Genomic DNA, 14,838 nt, shown 5'->3' with positions numbered 1-14,838 from the left:
AGTCACGCGCGCGTCAGGTGCCGTGACGCAGCCTAGCGCCTGCGCCCCGTGTTTCGGGCCATAAAACGCGGAAATGTTTCAATTTGTTTCGGGCGTGCGCTTTTCACGCACGCCCGAAGGCCAGTTTGTTACAGCAGATCCGGCGGTGTCGCTTCGCGTTTCAGCGCGGCTGTAACATCCGCCAGCGCCTGAACGCTGGTCTGTTTCTCACCCAGGCGCCGCACCGAGACGGTGCGCTCTTCCACTTCGCGCGCGCCAACGGCCAGGATCACCGGAACCTTGCCCACCGAATGCTCGCGCACCTTGTAGTTGATCTTTTCGTTGCGCGTATCGGCCTCGGCCCGGATGCCCGCAGCGGTCAGTTGGGCGACAACCTCGTCGGCGTACTCCTCGGCCTCGGAGGTGATCGAGGCGACAACCACCTGACGCGGTGCAAGCCAGAATGGAAGCTTGCCGGCGTGTTCCTCGATCAGGATGCCGATGAAGCGTTCAAAGCTGCCCAGCGTGGCACGGTGCAGCATGAAGGGGCGGGTTTTCTCGCCGTTGGGGGCGATATAGCTGGCGTTCAGCCGCTCGGGCAGGTTCGGGTCCACCTGGAAGGTGCCGCACTGCCAGACCCGGCCAATCGCATCGGTCAGGTAGAAATCGAGCTTGGGCCCATAGAAGGCGCCATCGCCCGGCTCCAGCACATAGTCGCGCCCCACAGCCTTGATCGCGTTTTCCAGCGCGCCCTCGACATAGTCCCAACTTTCTTCCGACCCGACACGCTTTTCGGGGCGCGTGGCAAAGCGGATTTCAAAGTCGGGGAAGCCCAGCTCGCGGTAGATGTCGGCCAGGAAGTCGATGAAACGGGCGCATTCGGCCTGAATCTGATCCTCGGTGCAGAAGATATGCGCATCGTCCTGCGTGAAACCGCGCACCCGCATGATGCCATGCAGCGCGCCCGAGGGTTCGAACCGCGCGCAGGATCCGAATTCGGCCAGCCGCAGCGGCAGATCGCGATAGGATTTCAGGCCCTGGTTGAACACCTGCACATGGCAGGGGCAGTTCATTGGCTTCAGGGCGTTGATCCGGGTTTGGTCGCGGTTCTTGGCCTTGCTGGCGTCGTCGTTTTCGCCATCGCGGGATTCGTCGACCTCGACCAGGAACATGTGGTGCTGGTATTTGTCCCAGTGGCCGCTGGCCTCCCACAGCTTGCGGTCCACCACCTGCGGCGTGTTGATTTCGCGATAGCCGCCGGCGCGCTGCTTGCGGCGCATGTAATCCTGAAGCTGGGTGTAGACCGTCCAGCCGTTCGGGTGCCAGAACACCTGGCCGGGGGCCTCCTCCTGCATGTGGAACAGGTCCATCTCGCGGCCCAGCTTGCGGTGGTCGCGCTTGGCGGCTTCTTCCAGCATGTGCAGGTGGGCCTTCAGCTTTTCCTTGTTGGTGAAGGCCACGCCATAGATGCGTTGCAGCATCTGGCGGCTGCTGTCGCCGCGCCAATAGGCGCCCGCGATCGACATCAGCTTGAAGGAATCGCCGGGCACCTGCCCGGTGTTCTGCAAATGCGGACCACGGCACAGATCCTGCCACTCGCCATGCCAGTACATGCGCAACGGTTCATCGCCGGGAATCGCGTCGATCAGCTCGACCTTGTAGAGCTCGTTGTTGTCGGCATAGTGCTTCACGGCGCGCGCGCGATCCCAGACCTCGGTCCGCACGGCATCACGGGCGTTGATGATCTCTTTCATCTTCTTTTCTATGGCGCCCAGATCTTCGGGGGTGAAGGGCTCGGCGCGGTCGAAATCATAATACCAGCCGTTGTCGATCACAGGGCCGATGGTGACCTTGGTGTCGGGCCAGATCTCCTGCACGGCGCGGGCCATGATATGGGCCAGGTCATGGCGCACCAGCTCGTTCGCCTGCGCCTCGTCCTGCATGGTATGGATGGCAATGGCGGCATCGGACTGGATCGGCCATTGCAGATCCCAGTGTTTGCCATCGACGGTGGCCGAAATGGCCTTTTTCGCCAGGGATTTGGAAATATCGGCGGCAACGTCACCGGGGGTGATACCGGCGTCGTACTGACGCGCGCTGCCATCGGGAAGGGTAAGGGAGATTGTTTGCGACTCTGCGGCCATATCGGCACTCCTCGTCGGTTTGGCGCCCACTGAACGCCCGGTTGCGGGTATATGTGTGCGGGCCTTGTGCGCCCAAGTTTTGGGCCTGTCAAGGCGGGCAGGCTGCCCGTTATGCAGGCATCTCGTGCACTGGCGCCTGATCCGCGCTATCAACGCCCCGATATCCCGGCAGACCGAGTCGCCAATTGGCGCGTCTGCACGGGTCAGGACAAAGGATCACATCATGCCCGTAAAGAACCGATTTGCCGAGTTGCAGGCAGAAATCACCGAATGGCGACGCGACATTCACCAGAACCCCGAAATCCTGTTCGAGACGCACCGCACCAGCGCGCTGGTGGCCGAAAAGCTGGGCGAATTCGGCTGTGACGAAGTGGTGACAGGCATCGGGCGCACCGGCGTGGTGGGGGTGATCAAGGGCAAGGCCAATGGCTCGGGCAAGGTGATCGGGCTGCGGGCCGACATGGACGCGCTGCCGATCAACGAAGCGACGGGGCTGGACTATGCCTCGAAAACGCCGAACGCGATGCACGCCTGCGGCCACGACGGGCACACCGCGATGCTGCTGGGCGCGGCGAAATACCTGGCCGAGACGCGGAATTTCGACGGTACCGTGGTGGTGATCTTTCAGCCCGCAGAAGAAGGCGGCGGCGGCGGCCGCGAGATGTGCGAAGACGGCATGATGGAGCGCTGGGGCATCCAGGAAGTTTACGGGATGCACAACTGGCCGGGCATGCCGGTCGGCAGCTTTGCCATCCGTCCGGGCGCCTTCTTTGCGGCGACCGACCAGTTCGACATCACCTTTGAAGGGCGCGGAGGCCATGCGGCGAAACCGCATGAAACGGTTGATACCACGGTGCTGGCGTCGCAGGCGGTGCTGGCGCTGCAAACCATCGCCAGCCGCAACGCCGATCCGGTGGATCAGGTCGTGGTGTCGGTGACGTCGTTTGAAACGTCCTCAAAGGCCTTCAACGTGATCCCGCAGAAGGTGCAGATCAAGGGCACCGTGCGCACCATGAGCGCCGAGATGCGCGCGCTGGCCGAACAGCGCATCGGTGAAATCTGCAACGGCATCGCCACCACCTTCGGCGGCACCGCCGACATCCGCTATATCCGCGGCTACCCCGTGATGGTAAACACCGAGGCTGAAACCGAATTCGCGGCCAAGGTGGCCGCCAGCGTGTCGGGCAGCTGCGACGAGGCGCCCTTGGTCATGGGCGGCGAGGATTTCGCCTTCATGCTGGAAGAGCGCCCCGGCGCTTATATCCTTGTCGGCAACGGCGATACGGCAATGGTGCACCACCCCGAATACAACTTCGACGACAACGCCATTCCCGCAGGCTGTTCCTGGTGGGCCGAGATCGTCGAACAGCGGATGCCGGCTGCATAAACGTTAAAGGAGGTCGGGGGCTCGGCCCCCGTCCCTGCGGGACTCCCCCGGAGTATTTTCGGAATAATGAAAGAGCGAGACTCCCTCGCTTCTTTGGGCGAAAAATATCCCCGCCGGAGGCATCGCGCGCAGCGCGACATTTTTCCATGGCTTCGGTCAGGCGGCGGACCACAACCTGTCGTAGACCGCGCCGATTCCGTCAGCTTCGGCGCGCGCGCTGAAGGTGGTGCGCGCGATGTCGCGGGCGGCAGTGGCGGCGCTGTTGAAGGTGGCGGAGTCAGACAGCAGCGCCCGGGCGGCGGCTGCTGCGGCGGCCGTGGGGTCGGCGAGGAGCACAACGGTGCCGCAGCGGCCCTGGTCCGAGAAGGCGCGGTAGTATCCGGTATCGGAGGCCACGAAGGGCACGCCGCTGGCCATGCCTTCCAGCGGGGTCATGCCATAGCCTTCGTAGCGGGGCAGTTGCACCACAAGAGAGAGGGCGCGCACCACCTCTGGCAGGCGCTCGGCGGGGATTTCCCCGACAAAGCGGATGCGGTCGATCAGGCCGGCGCGCTGGACCCGGTCTTTCAGGTCAAGGTCGAATTTCTGATGCTCTCGCGCGGCGCGACCGATCACCAGCGCGGTGGCGCCGGGCAGATCCGGTAGCAGGCGGATCATCGCGTCGACAAAGCGGTCGGTGCCTTTTTCGGGGCGCACGCGCCCGATGGTGGCAATGCCAAGCGTGCCTCCATATCCTAGCGCGGCCCAGGCGGCGGCGCGGTTGGGCGCGGGGGTGAACAGGTCGGTATCCACGCCATGGGGCACCACCGCCTGGACGTTCGGGACAAAGCGCGCGGCCTCTTCCGTTGTGGCAATCACCGCGTCCATGCGCGAGATCAGCCAGCGCGGGAAGGCCGAGTGCCGCCGTTGCGCGGCCGAGGTGAACACCAGCCGGATCGGCAGGCGCAGCACGTCGCGCGCCCAGATTCCTGCCCGCATTTCGGTGTTGCGGCGAACATGCCAGATCGCGAAGGGTTTGCCCGGTGGCGGTGTTGCTGAAAAGCGCCGAGCCTGACCAACTGAAATCGGCTCCGGGCAGCCGGGCAGGGGCTGGCCTACCAGCGCCAGATCGTAGCGGTTGGCCTGCTGGCGCACCACATTGGCCGCCGTGGCAGAGACGCCGGTGAAGTTGCGGTTGAAATTGGTGACGAAGACCTCGGGCATCAGCCAAGCTCCAGCGCGGTGCACAGGCGATCCACGATGTCTGAAAGCGCCTCTTGTCGCCTGATGGCGAAGTCGCGCGCGGCCGTGCGTGCTGTGGCAAGGGGGGCGGGGTTGCCAAGCCAGCGCAGCACGGCCGCGGCCAGATCGTCGGCATCGGCCACTTCCACGGCACCGCCCGTGGCAATCAGCGGCGCGAAGGTCTCGGCAAAATTCGTCACATGCGGCCCTGTCAGGATCGCGGCACCCGCGCTGGCGGGTTCAAAGGGGTTGTGGCCGCCGATTTCGCGCAAGGAACCGCCAAGAAACACGATTGGTGCCAGCGCGTACCATGTGCCCAACTCGCCCAGCGTATCTGCGAGGTAGACTTGCGACGTGTCATCCGGCAACTCGCCCGCACTGCGGCGCGCATTTGACATCCCGGCGCGCTCGATCAGCGCTGTAACCTCGGCGCTGCGCTCGGGGTGGCGGGGCGCAAGGATCAGGCAGGCGTCGGGGTGTCGCTCGAGCACGCGGGCGTGGGCGGCCACCACCTGCTCTTCTTCGCCGGGGTGGGTCGATGCGGCGATCCAGAGAGGGCGGTCGCCCAGGGCGGTCTGCATCGCGGCCAAGGTTTCCTCGTCCACCGGCAACGGATCGGACGTGGATTTCAGGTTGCCGCCCGTATGCACGCGGTCCGGGTCGGCCCCCATCGCCAGCAGATCGCGTCGCGCCCTGTCGTTCTGGGTCAGCATCAGCGAGAAGCAGCCCAGGACAAACCGCGCCGTATCTGGAAATCGCCGCCAGCCATCCACCGATTTCATCGACAGGCGTGCGTTGACCAGCGCCAGCCGCGCGCCGCTGTCGCGGGTGCGGGCCAGCATCAGCGGCCACAGCTCGCTTTCGACAAACACCGCCGCGCGCGGGCGCCAGTGCGACAGAAACCGCCCGACCGGGCCGGGGGCATCCAGCGGCGCGAACTGGTGGCGGGTGCGCGGGGGCATCCGGCGCGCGATCAACTGGGCCGAGGTGGCGGTGCCCGAGGTTATCAGGAATTGCGCCTGCGGAAGGCGGTCGCCCATGCGCGCAATCAGTGTCAGCACCGACAGGCTTTCGCCAACGCTGGCGGCGTGGAACCAGATCAGCGGGCCCCCGGGTGCGGGTTCTGTAGCATGGCCCATCCGTTCGGCGATCCGTGCCTCGGGCACGTCATGGGCGCGCAGCTTGCGCGCGACCGAGCGATAGGCCAGCGGTGCCAGCATTGCCGTCGCACGGCAATAGACCCGGAACAGGCCGGGCGCGCGGGCATCGGTGCGGGGCATCAGCCGCCCGTGTGGCTCATGTGGCGCGACATCTGGCCATCAAGGCGCTGGCGCGAATAGTCGAAATCGTGGCCTTTGGGCTTGTGCGAAATTGCATCGCGGATCGCGGCACGCAGGGGGGCGTCATCATCGGGATGGGCGCGCAGCGGCGCGCGCAAGTCAGCCATGTCTTCCTGGCCCAGGCACATGTACAACTCGCCCGTGCAGGTCAGCCGCACGCGGTTGCAGCTTTCGCAGAAATTGTGGCTGAGAGGCGTGATGAACCCAATCTTCTGCCCGGTTTCTTCCAGCCGCACATAGCGCGCCGGGCCGCCCGTGCGCTCGGCCAGGTCGGTGACGGTGTAATGTTCGGCATAGGTTGCCCGCACATCGCGCAGCGACCAGTATTGATCCAGCCGGTCTTCGTTGCCGATATCGCCCATCGGCATGACCTCGATCCATGTCAGGTCCATGTCACGTTCGGCGCACCAGCGGGTGATCGTGGCCAGCTCGGGTTCGTTGAAGCCTTTCAGGGCGACGGCGTTGATCTTCACCCGCAGCCCGGCGCGTTGGGCCGCGTCGATCCCGCGCAGCACCTGCGGCAGGCGCCCCCAGCGGGTGATATCGGCGAATTTCGCCTCGTCCAGCGTGTCGAGCGAGACGTTCACCCGCCGCACCCCGGCGGCGTAGAGATCGTCGGCAAAACGCTCCAGCTGCGAGCCATTCGTCGTCAGCGTCAGCTCCGACAGCGCGCCGCTGTCCAGATGCCGCGACATCGAGTTGAAGAAGGTCATGATGCCCTTGCGCACAAGCGGCTCGCCGCCGGTGATGCGCAGCTTTTTCACGCCCATGCCGACGAATGCCGTGCACATGCGGTCAAGCTCTTCCAGCGTCAGAAGTTCCTTCTTCGGCAGGAAGGTCATGTTCTCGGACATGCAGTAGACACAGCGGAAATCACAGCGGTCTGTCACCGAAACCCGAAGGTAGGTGATCGCGCGGGCGAATGGGTCGATCAGCGGCGTATCCATGATTGCATAGGTAAAGACGCGGCGGGCGCGCGGCAAGGGGGCATCCGTCAGCTAGGGCAGCAGACGGGCGGCGTCCTTGCGGGCAAAGGGTTTCATCGCCTCGCCGTGGGCATCGAGGAAGGCGCGCACGCGGGGGGCATCGCGTTTGGACAGATCGCGCAGCCACCATGAGATGGCCTTCTGGATGAACCAGTCGCGATCGGGCACATAGCTGGCCGCCCAGCCAAGGATACGCTCGCGCCGGGCCAGATCGTCGGCGCCGGGGGTGTTCATCTTGGCCCAAGGCAGGGTCATCACAAGCGCGGCGCGGCGGATCCATTTGTCGGGCGCGGTGGTCCATTGCTCGACCGTGTCCAGCCGCGACGGGTCCGCCAGCAGGCGGCGCTGGCCCGCGTCGCAGGCGTGATCGGCGATGGCCCAGGCGTCGAATTCGGGCACCCAGCCGCGGATCAGCGTCCAGACATCCTCGTCGGGGCGGATGCGGGCCTGCGCGAGCAGCTTGGCGGCGGCGATGCGCGCTTCGTGAATGTCGGTGCGCCACAGCGCGTCGGCCAGCGCCACGCGGCCCGGCACATCCAGCCCGGCGCGCCAGTCGCGCACCAGATCGTTGATTTCGGGGTTCGCCACGCCAAGATAGCGGCGCGGGGCCTTGTGATAGGCGGCGCTTTGCTCGGCCCGTCCCGGGGTGGCGCGCGCGGCGAGGGCGTCGATGTACTCGGCTGTATCCATTGTCATTTCGGCTCCGTTCCCCGTGCGCATGGCTTTTCGTGGTCCATGCTGCCTGCTATGCAGTGATGGGGGCATGGGAGCAAGCGAATGCAGGCACTGAAACCGATCGAACGCGCACTGCGGCGCAGCGTGCCGGCGTCATGGCGCAAGTACTTTCGCGCCTCGGGGTACGAGTTGGTGATGCGCCGTCGCGCGCCGGTCGATCTGGTTGTGCATGTGGGCGCGCATTGGGGCGAGGACGCCGGGTTCTACGAAAGCTGTGGCGCGGACACCGTGCTGTGGGTCGAGGCCGACCCCGATACCTATGTCAAGCTGAGCGAGACGCTTGCGGCCCGCAAGACCACCGCGCGGCACTTGACCGAGAATGCTCTGGTGTCCTCCAATGCGGGCGAAACGCTAAGCTTTCACCGCTTCAAGGGCGACGGCGCCTCGTCTTCGGTGCACCGCGCGACCGAGGCGCTGCACGCGCGGTTCCCCGACGCAGGCGAAAGCGGCGATGTGCTGCAATTGCCGACGCGCAGTCTGGATGAAATCCTGGCCCGGCACGGCGTTGACGTGGCCGCGGCGGTTCAGGCGATGCTGGTGGTCGATGTGCAGGGCCACGAGTTGGAAGTACTGAAAGGGCTGGGCGAGGGGCTCGATACGTTCCGGCTGTGCAAATGCGAAGTCAGCCGTATTCCGCTGTATGCCGGTGGCGCGCAGTTCACCGAGATCGATTCTCACATGCGCGCCCACGGGTTCAGGCTGGTGTCGCACAAATACTTCCGCGTGCCACGTCATGGCGACGTGCTGTATCTGCGCGACTAGCGGCTTATTCCACCGTTTATTCTACCGTCACCGATTTCGCCAGGTTGCGCGGCTGGTCGGCATCCGTGCCCTTGGCCACGGCGGCGTGATACGCCAGCAATTGCGCCGGCACGGCATAGATGATCGGGGCCAGCAGATCGGGGCAGGCGGGCATTGCCACCGATTGCCACAGCCCGTCCGACGCCTCGTCCAGCCCGGCCTGATCGGAGATCAGTACCACCTTGCCCTTGCGCGCCAGCACCTCTTGCATGTTCGATACGGTCTTGTCGAACAGCGCGTCGCGCGGCGCCAGAACCACCACCGGCATGTTCTGGTCGATCAGGGCGATGGGGCCGTGCTTCAGCTCTCCGGACGCATAAGCTTCGGCGTGGATGTAGCTGATTTCCTTCAGTTTCAGCGCGCCTTCCAGCGCCATCGGATACATCTGGCCGCGGCCAAGGAACAGCACGTCGCGTGCCTCGCTCAGGTTCTGGGCGGCACGGCGGATCGTGTCTTCCTGATCCAGCGCGGCGTTCAGCAGGGCGGGCAGGCTGCGCAGGGCCGAGATCTGGTCGGCCAGTGCATCGTCCTCCAGCAAACCCCGGTCGTGCGCGGCGCGCAGGGCCAGCATCAGCAACACGCTCAGCTGGCAGGTGAACGCCTTGGTGGAGGCCACGCCCACCTCGACCCCGGCAAGGATCGGCAGCGCCAGATCGCTTTCGCGCGCGATCGAGCTTTCGGCGACGTTGACCACCGACACGATGCTGTCGGCCTTGCCCTTGCAATAGCGCAGCGCAGCCAGCGTGTCGGCGGTTTCGCCCGACTGGCTGACGAACAGCGCCAGCGTGCCCTCGCTGATGGGCGGTTCGCGATAGCGGAATTCCGAGGCGATATCGACTTCGACGGGCAGGCGGGCGACCTGCTCGAACCAGTATTTCGCGGTGAGACAGGCGTAATATGCGGTGCCGCAGGCCACCATTGTCAGCCGGTTCACGGCTGAAAAATCGACGCCCGCGCCGGGCAGGGTGATGGTGTCGCCGCCTTCGCCCAAGTAATGCGCCAGCGCCTGCGCGATCACGGCGGGCTGTTCGGCGATTTCCTTGGCCATGAAATGCTTGTGTCCGCCCTTGTCCATGCGGGTGGAATCGATGCGGATGCGGCGGGTTTCGCGCGTCACCGGGTTGCCCTGTTCGTCGCGAATCTCGGCGCCCGCACGGGTAACGATGGCGCGGTCGCCTTCTTCCAGATAGGTGATGCGGTCGGTCAGCGGGGCCAGCGCAATGGCGTCCGAGCCGATGTACATCTCGCCCTCGCCATGGCCGATCGCCAGCGGAGATCCCTTGCGCGCCGCCACGATCAGGTCGTCCTGGCCCTCGAACAGGAAGGCCAGTGCATAGGCGCCCTTCAACCGCTCGAGCGTGGCAAAGACGGCATCCACCGGCGCCATCCCGTCATTCAGGAAGCTTTCGCACAGCAGCGCCACGGTTTCCGTATCGGTCTGGGTGCTGAACGACACGCCCGCCTCGGCCAATTGGGCGCGCAGCTCGCGGAAATTCTCGATGATACCGTTATGCACGACGGCCACGCGCCCGGCGCGGTGGGGGTGGGCATTGGTGACGCTGGGCGCGCCGTGTGTGGCCCAGCGGGTGTGGCCGATGCCCGATTTCCCCGACAGCGGGTCATGCACAAGGTGGTCCGACAGGTTCACCAGCTTGCCCACGGCGCGGCGCCGGTCCAGCCGCCCGGCATCGACCGTGGCAATGCCCGCGCTGTCATAACCGCGATATTCTAGGCGCTTCAGCGCCTCGACAAGGATAGGGGCCGCTTCGTGGTGGCCCAGAACGCCGACGATTCCGCACATGGGTTAACCCTCGCTCTTGCGCGCCTTGGCGGCGCGTAGCTTATCGAACAGCCGCGTGGCAAAGCCCGGCTTGTTTTCCTGCCGCGCGCGGGCCACGGCCATGGCGCCCGGTTCCACGTCACGGGTGACAACGGTGCCGGTGGCTGTCATGGCGCCATCGCCAACGGTGACGGGGGCAACCAGCATCGTGTCGGACCCGATAAACACATCCGTGCCGATGGTGGTGCGATGCTTCATCACGCCGTCATAGTTGCAGGTGATTGTGCCCGCACCCACGTTGGTGCGCGCACCCAAATCGGCATCGCCGATATAGGACAGGTGGTTGATTTTCGCGCCTTCGCCGATGATCGCATTCTTGATCTCGACGAAGTTGCCGACATGGGCGTTTTCCGAAAGTTCGGCCCCCGGACGCAGCCGGGCAAAGGGGCCCACGGTTGCCCCTCGGCTGACATGGCAGCCTTCGAGGTGGGTGAAGGCACGGATCGTCGCGCCGCTTTCGACCGTCACATCCGGGCCGAAGACCACGTTGGGTTCAATCGTGCAATCGCGCCCGATCACCGTATCAAAGGCGAAATACACAGTCTCGGGCGCGGCCATCGTCACGCCATTGTCCAGCGCCTCGGCGCGGGCGTTGGCCTGAAACACCGCCGAGGCGGCGGCCAGATCGGCGCGCGAGTTCACGCCCAGCGTCTCGGATTCGTCGCAGGCAATCGCCGTCACCGACAGCCCGCGCGCATTGGCCAGTTCGACCACATCCGTCAGGTAATACTCGCCCGAGGCGTTTTCGTTGCCGACCTCGGCGATCAGATCGAATAGAACCGTCGCGTCACAGGCCAGCAGGCCCGAGTTGCACAGCGTCAGCGCGCGTTCGTCCTCGCTTGCGTCCTTGTATTCCACGATCCGTTGCAGGCGCGCGCCCTCCATGACCAAGCGGCCGTAGCGCGCGGTGGTGTCGGCGGTGTCGAACCCCAGCACCACCATGTCGTGGCTTTGCCGCGCGGCGATCATCCGTTCCAGCGTTTCGGGCCGCACGAAGGGCGTGTCGCCATACAGAACCACGATGTCGCCCTCGAACCCGGCCAGCGTCTCGCGCGCCATGTCGACGGCATGGGCGGTGCCCAGCTGCTCGCTTTGCAGCGCGACCTCGGCCATCTCGTCGATCTCGGCCAGGGCGGCCTGCAACTGATCGGCGCCATGCCCGGCCACCACCACGGTGCGCGCAGGCTCCAGCGCGGCCCCCGCACGCAGCGCATGGGCCAACATCGGCGCGTGGGCGATGGGGTGAAGCACCTTGGGCAGGTCCGAATTCATCCGTGTGCCTTTGCCGGCCGCAAGGATGACTAGCGCGATGGTCATACTGCTCTCGTTTCTTTTGCTCGTTCGGGCCGTTTTATAGGCTGGCGGCATATGCGCAAGCTGGCTGGCGATCAAAGATGGTTGCATCCTGCAACAGCATCGGGCGAAAACATGCCACAACAACAAGGGCAGGCCCATATGCGCACGGTGATCTTCGATCTTGACGGAACCCTGGCCGATACCTCCGGCGATCTGATCGCGGCGGCGAACCACTGCTTTCGCCACATGGGGCTGGGCGATCTGCTGGATCCGGGGCTGGATGCCGGGGTCGCGCTGCGCGGCGGGCGCAGCATGTTGACCCACGGGCTGACCAAGGTCGCGCTGTTCGATGCGGCGACGGTGGATGTGTATTATCCGATGCTGCTGGATGCCTATTCCGGGGCCATCGACGTGCACACGGTGATGTATCCCGGTGCGCTGGAGGCAGTCGAGGCGCTGAAAACGGCAGGCTATGGCGTGGGTATCTGCACCAACAAGCCCGAGGCGCTGGCGGAAATGCTGTTGGCGCGCATGGGCGTGCGCGATCACTTTGCCTCGCTGGTCGGGGCCGATACGCTGAAGGTGCGCAAGCCCGACCCGGAACCCCTGCGCGAGGCGGCGCGGCGCGCGGGCGGCGATCCGGCGCAGTGCCTGCTGGTGGGCGACTCGGATACCGACCGCAACACCGCGCGCGCCGCCGGCGTGCCCAGCGTTCTGGTGACATTCGGCCCTTCGGGCGAGGATATGGCCGCCTTGCACCCAGAGGCGCTGATCGGCAGCTTTGACGAGCTTCCGGAAACGGTCGAGCGGCTGATCGGGCGGGCTTGACCGCGCCGCCGGGCAGGCTCACAACAGGCCATGCAAGAGATCTTCACTGGCAATTTCACCCAGCAGGACCCGATCCCCGAAGAGGCCATCGCCGCCGCCGTCGCGGTGATGCAGGGCGGGCGGCTGCACCGCTATAACACCGCCGACGGAGAGATCGCGGAAACCGCGCTGCTGGAACAGGAATTCGCCGCCTTCACCGGCGCGCGGTACTGCATCGCGGTCGCCTCGGGCGGCTATGCCATTGCCACGGCCCTGCGCGCGGCGGGGGTACAGCCGGGCGACCGGGTGCTGACCAATGCCTTTACGCTTGCTCCGGTGCCCGGATCCATCGCCGCGCTGGGCGCGGTGCCGGTGTTCGTGGGCACGACGCCCGATCTGACCATCGATATGGAGGATCTGGCCGCCAAGGCCGGGCAGGGCAACATTCTGCTGCTCAGCCACATGCGCGGGCATATCTGCGACATGGAGGCGCTGATGGCGCTGTGCGATGCGCGGAGGATCACGGTGATCGAAGATTGCGCGCACACGATGGGCGCCGCGTGGAACGGCACGCCCTCGGGGCGGCACGGGCTGGCGGCGGCCTATTCCAGCCAGACCTACAAGCATATGAACTCGGGCGAGGGCGGGTTTTTCACGACCGACGACGCAGACCTGGCGGCGCGGGCGGTGATGCTGTCGGGGTCCTACATGCTGTACGACCGCCACATCGCCGCGCCCCCGCCTGAGGCCTTCGAGACTGTGAAATACGAAACCCCCAACATCTCGGGGCGGATGGACAACCTGCGCGCCGCGATCCTGCGCCCGCAGTTGCGCACCCTAGCCGAGAGGGTGGACCGCTGGGCGGCGCGGTACAGCGTGCTGGAACAGGGGTTGGCGGACGTGCCCGGGCTGACGCTGATCGCACGGCCTGCCGCCGAGACCTTCGTGGGCTCATCCTTTCAGTTCCGGCTGGATGGCTGGGCTGCGGACACGGTCCGCGAGGTGGTCGCGGGATGCGCGGCGCGGGGGGTCGAGCTGAAGTGGTTCGGCGCGGCGGAACCGGCGGGTTTCACCTCGCGCTATGACTCGTGGCGTTACGTCGATGCGCCCGCCATGCCGCAGACCGACGCCGTTCTGGCGGGCCTGCTGGACATGCGCGTGCCGCTGACCTTCAGCCTGGACGACTGCGCCCTGATCGCCCGTATCATCGAGGGCGAGGTGCGGCGCGCCTATGGCAACGGGTTCGCCTAGTCCGACCCGTACAGCGGCACCGTGGAAATCGACAGCTTGGCCGACCCGTCCGTCAGTTCGGCGGCGTGTGCCAGATAAATCAACGTCTGGTTCGTCTCGTCGAAAATACGCTTGACCCGCAACGATTTCAGGATGATCGAGCGCGAGGTGCGGAACACGTCTTCGCCATCCTCGCCCCGGTCGATGTCACCTATGGTGATCGGCCCGGTCTGGCGGCATGCGATCGAGGCGTTCGAGGGATCCTCGAACCAGTTGCCCTTGGACAGCCGGTCAATCAGCCCGCGTTCGAAATAGGCGATATGGCAGGTCACGCCCTTCACCTTCGGGTCCTGCACCGCTTCGATAATGATGTCGTTGCCAACCCAGTCGACCCCGACTTCGCCCACCTGCTCGGCCGAGGCAGACGTGAACAGGCAGGCGGCCGAAATGGCCGCGCTGCCCAGTGTCGCAAGTGCTTTGCGATGCATCAGAATGTGATCCGTCCGTGTTCGCCCATGTCGGGCTTTTCATCGGTCATATGCGCCTTGGTGATCTCATACAAGAACCCGGCAGCGCCATCCGTGGCCCAAACCTCGGCATCCGAAGGTGTCATCCGCACCAGCCGCACATCCTTGTCATCGCGGCCGTCTTCGAACCAAGCGCCCGCAACCACGTTCCACAGTTCGTCCAGCTTTTCGGGGTTGTCGACCAACCGCACGGCGCCGTTCACGTTGGCATAGATATTGGCCGACGGATCGGACACGCAAAGGTTCGCCACCTCGCTGCCCTGCGCGGCCTTTTCAAGGTCGGTGCCCTGCGCGGTGATGAACCAGATCGCGTTTTCGTCGCGGTCGGCATAGGGCGACATCGGCACCGGGCGGCTGTCTTTCGTGGCCAGCATCCCGGCCTGCACCTTGGAAATCCGGCTCCAGAATTCGGCTTTCAGATCCTTGGTCATCTCACTCTCCTCATGGGTATTTCGGTTGGCACCTCAACGCGGGCGACGCGGGGCTTGTTCCGTGCCATGATGCAAACTTGACAATGCGGCGATACCTGTCGTACGCAGTAAATG

At 65.3% G+C, this 14,838-nt stretch carries 13 protein-coding genes; 4 read left to right on the top strand and 9 right to left on the bottom strand.

Features of this window, described 5'->3' with window-relative positions; all coding sequences use genetic code 11:
- Positions 1-128: 128 nt before the first annotated feature.
- The gene (thrS, locus tag FGK64_RS02330; RefSeq protein ID WP_138862188.1) at positions 129-2,123 is read right to left on the bottom strand and encodes a threonine--tRNA ligase; all 1,995 of its coding nucleotides are present in this window, start codon (positions 2,121-2,123) and stop codon (positions 129-131) included.
- Between the two features lie 223 nt (positions 2,124-2,346).
- Between thrS and FGK64_RS02325 the strand changes: the two genes are divergently transcribed.
- Positions 2,347-3,510 (top strand): M20 aminoacylase family protein, encoded by a 1,164-nt coding sequence (locus tag FGK64_RS02325; RefSeq protein ID WP_138862187.1) that lies wholly within the window; start codon positions 2,347-2,349, stop codon positions 3,508-3,510.
- A 156-nt stretch (positions 3,511-3,666) separates the two neighbouring features.
- Here the strand turns inward: FGK64_RS02325 and FGK64_RS02320 are convergent, their stop codons facing one another.
- Genes FGK64_RS02320 through FGK64_RS02305 form a run of 4 tightly spaced genes read right to left on the bottom strand, consistent with a single transcriptional unit; the run spans position 3,667 to position 7,753 of the window.
- Positions 3,667-4,713, bottom strand: coding sequence for a glycosyltransferase family 4 protein (locus FGK64_RS02320; RefSeq protein ID WP_138862186.1), 1,047 nt, complete (start codon positions 4,711-4,713; stop codon positions 3,667-3,669).
- Positions 4,713-6,011 carry a 3-deoxy-D-manno-octulosonic acid transferase gene (locus FGK64_RS02315; protein WP_138862185.1) on the bottom strand — a complete coding sequence of 433 codons (1,299 nt, stop codon included), beginning with the start codon at positions 6,009-6,011 and terminating at the stop codon, positions 4,713-4,715. The genes FGK64_RS02320 and FGK64_RS02315 overlap by 1 nt, the downstream gene beginning before the upstream one ends.
- Positions 6,011-7,018 (bottom strand): GTP 3',8-cyclase MoaA, encoded by a 1,008-nt coding sequence (moaA, locus tag FGK64_RS02310; protein ID WP_138863034.1) that lies wholly within the window; start codon positions 7,016-7,018, stop codon positions 6,011-6,013. The genes FGK64_RS02315 and moaA overlap by 1 nt, the downstream gene beginning before the upstream one ends.
- 51 nt (positions 7,019-7,069) lie before the next feature.
- Positions 7,070-7,753, bottom strand: coding sequence for a DNA alkylation repair protein (locus FGK64_RS02305; RefSeq protein WP_138862184.1), 684 nt, complete (start codon positions 7,751-7,753; stop codon positions 7,070-7,072).
- Between the two features lie 81 nt (positions 7,754-7,834).
- Here FGK64_RS02305 and FGK64_RS02300 point away from each other — a divergent pair, with 81 nt between their 5' ends.
- Positions 7,835-8,554 carry an FkbM family methyltransferase gene (locus FGK64_RS02300; RefSeq protein ID WP_138862183.1) on the top strand — a complete coding sequence of 240 codons (720 nt, stop codon included), beginning with the start codon at positions 7,835-7,837 and terminating at the stop codon, positions 8,552-8,554.
- Between the two features lie 16 nt (positions 8,555-8,570).
- On the opposite strand, the gene glmS is transcribed toward FGK64_RS02300, so the two are convergent.
- Both glmS and glmU read right to left on the bottom strand, forming a co-directional pair.
- Complete coding sequence (glmS, locus tag FGK64_RS02295; protein WP_138862182.1) at positions 8,571-10,394, bottom strand: glutamine--fructose-6-phosphate transaminase (isomerizing); 1,824 nt, start codon at positions 10,392-10,394, stop codon at positions 8,571-8,573.
- Positions 10,395-10,397: 3 nt separating this feature from the next.
- Positions 10,398-11,750, bottom strand: a complete 1,353-nt coding sequence (gene glmU, locus FGK64_RS02290) for a bifunctional UDP-N-acetylglucosamine diphosphorylase/glucosamine-1-phosphate N-acetyltransferase GlmU (protein ID WP_138862181.1) — start codon at positions 11,748-11,750, stop codon at positions 10,398-10,400.
- Between the two features lie 138 nt (positions 11,751-11,888).
- Between glmU and FGK64_RS02285 the strand changes: the two genes are divergently transcribed.
- Positions 11,889-12,557, top strand: coding sequence for an HAD-IA family hydrolase (locus tag FGK64_RS02285; protein ID WP_138863033.1), 669 nt, complete (start codon positions 11,889-11,891; stop codon positions 12,555-12,557).
- A 30-nt stretch (positions 12,558-12,587) separates the two neighbouring features.
- Positions 12,588-13,787, top strand: a complete 1,200-nt coding sequence (locus FGK64_RS02280) for a DegT/DnrJ/EryC1/StrS family aminotransferase (protein WP_138862180.1) — start codon at positions 12,588-12,590, stop codon at positions 13,785-13,787.
- On the opposite strand, the gene FGK64_RS02275 is transcribed toward FGK64_RS02280, so the two are convergent.
- Together FGK64_RS02275 and FGK64_RS02270 are read right to left on the bottom strand one after the other, a co-directional pair.
- Entirely contained in the window at positions 13,784-14,254 is a 471-nt protein-coding gene (locus FGK64_RS02275) for a CreA family protein (RefSeq protein WP_138862179.1), read from the bottom strand. The two genes, FGK64_RS02280 and FGK64_RS02275, sit on opposite strands and share 4 nt — an antisense overlap.
- A complete protein-coding gene (locus FGK64_RS02270; RefSeq protein WP_138862178.1) occupies positions 14,254-14,724 on the bottom strand; it encodes a pyridoxamine 5'-phosphate oxidase family protein in 471 nt (156 codons plus the stop codon). Before FGK64_RS02270 ends, FGK64_RS02275 begins: the two co-directional genes overlap by 1 nt.
- Positions 14,725-14,838 lie beyond the last annotated feature (114 nt).

Source organism: Arenibacterium halophilum (assembly GCF_005938225.1).
In the GTDB taxonomy this organism is placed as follows: domain Bacteria; phylum Pseudomonadota; class Alphaproteobacteria; order Rhodobacterales; family Rhodobacteraceae; genus Arenibacterium; species Arenibacterium halophilum.
This window is presented reverse-complemented; position numbering and strand designations above follow the sequence as displayed.